The following is a 3,728-nucleotide window of genomic DNA, read 5'->3' as shown; positions in this document are numbered from 1 at the left end:
CGTGTAACCCTTCAAAGTTGGGCTTGTCACTGCTGCAAAGCTTTGATCGGCTGTCCAATTACCATAAGTCTTTTCACCCGTTACAGCATCGGTTGAAACCGTACGAGTAAACGTAATTGGCGTTGCGACATAGTCATCAGCCGCCTTGGTACCATCAGCGTACTGATAATGAACCGTCTCGTTCACAGTCTTACTTTCAGTCGTGACAGTTGGTGCATCCTTCGTGTACTTGACTGTGTAGACCAAGTCACTTGAATCACCCGTGACGTTTTGAGCAGCGATGCTGGTTTGATCAGGCGTGTAACCCTTCAAAGTTGGGCTTGTCACTGCTGCAAAGCTTTGATCGGCTGTCCAATTACCATAAGTCTTTTCACCCGTTACAGCATCGGTTGAAACCGTACGAGTAAAGGTGATTGGCCTAGCAACATAGTCGTCAGCCGCCTTTGTCCCATCAGCGTACTGATAATGAACCGTCTCGTTCACAGTCTTACTTTCAGTCGTAACCGTTGGTGCATCCTTCGTGTACTTGACTGTGTAGACCAAGTCACTTGAATCACCCGTGACGTTTTGAGCAGCGATGCTGGTTTGATCAGGCGTGTAACCCTTCAACGTTGGGCTTGTCACTGCCGCAAAGCTTTGACCGGCTGTCCAAGCACCATAAGTCTTTTCACCGGTTACAGCATCTGTTGAGACGCTGCGAGTAAACGTAATTGGTGTTGCGACATAGTCGTCAGCCGCCTTGGTACCATCAGCGTACTGGTAGTGAATTGTTTCATTAACAGTCTTGCTTTCAGTCGTAACCGTTGGTGCATCCTTCGTGTACTTAACCGTGTAAACCAAGTCACTTGAATCACCCGTGACGTTTTGAGCAGCGATGGTGGTTTGATCAGGCGTGTAACCCTTCAACGTTGGGCTTGTCACTGCCGCAAAGCTTTGACCGGCACTCCATGCACCATAAGTTTTTTCACCGGTTACAGCATCTGTTGAGACGCTGCGAGTAAACGTAATTGGTGTTGCGACATAGTCGTCAGCCGCCTTGGTACCATCAGCGTACTGGTAGTGAATTGTTTCATTAACAGTCTTGCTTTCAGTCGTAACCGTTGGTGCATCCTTCGTGTATACGAAATATACTTGTTGAAAACCATTAGAACCAGATGATGGAAAATCAATATCGTGACTAGTAGTATCCAACCAAATATCGCCCGCTTTTAACCAAGAAAGGGAAACGGTTTTATTGGCTGTAAGTGCTAACCCTGTGAAATATTTAGGACTTAGTACAGGGTTAGCACTTGGGGCGACATTAAGGTTTGAGCTAACATCTTTAGGATATCCAAAGTATACACTATCTGAGGTGAGGGGACGGCCATTGATATCTACATAACTAACCTTAATTTCTGTTTGTCCAACAGCGGCACTCGCATTCGGGATGGTGTGATTCTGATCAGAGGTTACTGGAGAAATTGCTGATATATCATCTTGCGACACGTTAAAGAACGATGAAGATACATTAAGAGTGTTTTGAATAGTAGGATCTTGGAAAGTAAACTTAAAATCATTTTGATTCCTTAATGACTGCTTATTAGATAACGAATTATCAATTTTGTTATCTGTGACATCATCACGTTTATTTTCAGGACTTTGATTACTATTAGAAATAGTTCCTGCTTTATTTTGGAAATAGTCCTTTGTTGAGAAGCCACTACGTTCCATAAGATTACCATAATTATAGGCAACCGTGTAAGAACCATCAGAATTATGAATTATCGCATAACTATTATTGCCATATTTCACTAATGCCTTAGCAATATCAAAATCAGACATCCCTGAGTCTAAATGAACACCCACGCCATAATTACTGCTATGATAAACAACTGAGTTATCGTTTTTAATCAGTTCCGAACCATCCTTAGAAAACGCTAAAGACGTAGTATATTCTGAATCCTTTACAACATTGACAACAGTTCCATTAGTTGCATTTACATGCTGGATTGTTACGAAATTGCCAGTAGGCATATTTGTATTACCTATGTTTGTACCATTTGATGATAATAAATTATTATAATAATTTGAATCCCATGTACCAGTAGTCGCGTTAATTTGATTTGGAGCAACACGTGACAACCAACCCGCAGCATAGAAATCCGAATCATCTTTAGGATACTCTCTTGGCGTTGGGATAACAGTGTAACTTTCAGAACCTAATGTTATTGTAATAGGTTTCGTGGAATCATATGCATTAACAAAGAGTCCCCCTCCCAACGCAACACTATATGTTTTTTCAGTAGAAATATTTTGTGTTACATGAATAATGTACTTTCCACTATAAGTGCCATTAGGATAATCTTGTTGATCGGCAACAAAATCAATATAGCCGATGCCGGGAATATTTTTTGCAACAGCGGCCCAGGTAGCCTGCGAACTTTTACTTACATTACTAATGCTGAAAGGAATCGTAATCGAATCACCGCTACTGTAATTGCTCAATTTACCACTAAATTGAATATTTTGAGGTTCAAATTGTGCAGTAGACAATTTAACCGAATTTCCCATTGAAGATAGTGTTTTAAGTGAGCCATCAGAATCTAGTAACTCAATACTTTGTGAATCCACAGAGCTGTTTCCAGCGGCCCCAACTAAAGATGATGTGTTATTTTTGGATTGATTTCTGTTAGATACATCTTCATTAGTTTGGCTAGCAGTACTAGTTTGGCTAGCAGTACTAGTTTGGCTAGCAGTACCAGTTTGGCTAGCAGTACTAGTTTGGCTAGCAGTACTGGTTTGGCTAGTGGTACTAGTTTGGCTAGCAGTACTGGTTTGGCTAGTGGTATTGACAGCATCGTCCTTAGATGCCGCTACACCTTGAACATTTTGAGAATCTAAGTTATTTACTGATTCTTGTATGCCCTTTAAACTACTACTTGTTTTACTTTGATTTATATCAGATGCACTGGCTAAATTTGAATCGTTAAACAAGCCAACTGTTATGCCCACAAACAAAAGTCCGGCAAAAACTAAAAATTTACCATCTTTATACATTTTATAATGTAACTTTTTCATCACTGCACTCCTTATGAATCATATAAATAATAGGTTTCGCCTACAAATGATATTATATCGTAATTATTATATATATTCGAGTCATAAATTTAAAAAAACTATAATATCGTTACATATATGATATAAGATGTTTGACATAATTTCGTTATGGGTGCCTTAGTGCTATGGCCATCGTTAGATAAATCAAGAGAACACGAATAACGTGTTCCCTTTTTTATGGAGTCGAAATTGCCAATTCAAGTGCAACAGTTTTTCTTGATGAATCTCTGCACATCCAAAATTGATTGTAAAAAATCAATATAATTTTTTTGATTATTTTCTACGTTTTCATTCTCTCCAATATTATTATGGATAATTAATTCACTAACTTCTTTAACTTCTTTTATCAACTGATCATTGGCATTTTGTTTGTTTTCGAAACTCCCCATGAGAGGTATAGCCGGAAATGATGCACCAGATCCAATTAAAAAATTAAGCTGTTTGGTAATTGCTAATTTGCGTAATTGTTTTTTAATTCATCGTTTAATTTATTCATTGTTGCATTAATTTTCCTTTTATATTTGGCAGATTACAAGTTTAATTCGAACGCATCCGTAAAAACTTCCAATGGTGTTTGATAATGATGTAATTTCATGGGCCGCTTGTTAATGAGTTCAACCGCCTCATATAAT

At 38.8% G+C, this 3,728-nt stretch carries 1 protein-coding gene and 1 pseudogene; both read right to left on the bottom strand.

The features are described from left to right. On the bottom strand, window positions 1-3,057 hold a 3,057-nt coding region (locus tag AABI20_RS07515; RefSeq protein ID WP_338347345.1), incomplete at its 3' end, for a mucin-binding protein. Window positions 3,058-3,625: 568 nt separating this feature from the next. Beyond that, window positions 3,626-3,728 (bottom strand): annotated as a pseudogene (locus AABI20_RS07650) (IS30 family transposase); the annotation flags it as partial.

Source organism: Fructobacillus cardui (assembly GCF_963580785.1).
Classification (GTDB): Bacteria; Bacillota; Bacilli; order Lactobacillales; family Lactobacillaceae; genus Fructobacillus; species Fructobacillus cardui.
The sequence above is the reverse complement of the archived record's forward strand: the minus strand, read 5'-3'. Positions and strand labels throughout refer to the sequence as shown.